We start from the raw sequence: 540 nt of genomic DNA on the forward strand, positions 1-540 counted from the left end.
GCGGTGGCGGGCGAGCAGCCCGTCGACCGGACCCGCGATCAGCGAGACCACCCAGAGCACCGCGGCGGCAAGGACGATGGACGGGCCGCTCGGCAAGTCGGCGTGATAGGAGGCGAGCAGGCCCGTCAGTGTGGCCGCCAGCGCCAGCCCCACTGCTGCGGAGACCAGGCCGCCGATCCCGCGCGCCCAGTGGCGGGCGGCGATGGCGGGCAGCATCATCAGGCCGACGGCCATGAGGCTCCCCACCGCCTGGAAGGCCGCGACGAGATTGATCACCACCAGGGCCAGCAGCCCGAGGTGCCACACGCTGCCCCGCAGGCCGACCGCCTGGGCGAAGGAGGGATCGAAGCATTCCAGGATCAGCGGGCGCCAGGCGAAGGCGAGGAAGAGCAGCGTCGCCGAGGCCGCGCCGCCCATCAGCAGCAACGCCGTGTCGTCCACGCCCAGGACGGAGCCGAAGAGGAGCTGGGTGAGCTCCACGGCCGAGCCCCGCCAGGAGATGAGCGTCACGCCGGCGGCCAGCGCGGTGAGGTAGAGCCC

At 73.1% G+C, this 540-nt stretch carries 1 protein-coding gene; it reads right to left on the reverse strand.

The window, feature by feature from the left end:
- Positions 1-540 (reverse strand): metal ABC transporter permease (locus tag AC1DWF_RS37935; RefSeq protein WP_476843557.1); only part of this gene is annotated, 540 nt, incomplete at both ends.

The sequence above is a fragment of the Aminobacter sp. P4_D5 genome, assembly GCF_056401815.1.